Raw genomic sequence first — 557 nt, 5'->3', positions numbered from 1 at the left:
CTCGGTGGAAGTCCGAGTCGGGGTAAGCCATGACCCCGTAGTCGAAGGTAACTGCGTCGCCGTGAGGCGGGGTGGGAAGCAACCGGAGGCGAACTGGCGGTCCGCAGGATGACGAACTCGATTCGGCCGGGTCAGGTGGCGAGCTTGCTTGGAGATAGCGAAGCCTGAAACACACCCGCCGCGCTGCATTGGCGGCTAAAGCGACGGCGGGACCTGCCAGGTGGTTGGAGGCGGAACGTCAGGAAGGGTGCACGAGATAAGCGGGGAGACCTGGCGGCCGAGGTGACGGCGGCCAGGAGTCAGAGCCTTCATAGTACCGATGCGCGGATTACGCCTTGGCCAGGGCTCATCCCGGCGAAAGCCGGGATCTGGAGATGCTGGAGCGCGGACTCTGCCTACCGCCAAGGTGCCGGGCAAGAGGCACAGAGAACAGAACCTGTGTCGAGGGAAGGGAGGCAGGAAGATGGATGCGAGAGACGACCAGAGATGAGTGATCGCTACGGCACAGCATCGACAGTGCCCCGTGTTGGGGCTAAACAAGATGCGTCATCACCCAC

Source organism: Halomonas sp. ANAO-440, from assembly GCF_019915905.1.
Classification (GTDB): Bacteria; Pseudomonadota; Gammaproteobacteria; order Pseudomonadales; family Halomonadaceae; genus Halomonas; species Halomonas chromatireducens.
Note: the sequence above shows the minus strand (reverse complement) of the source record.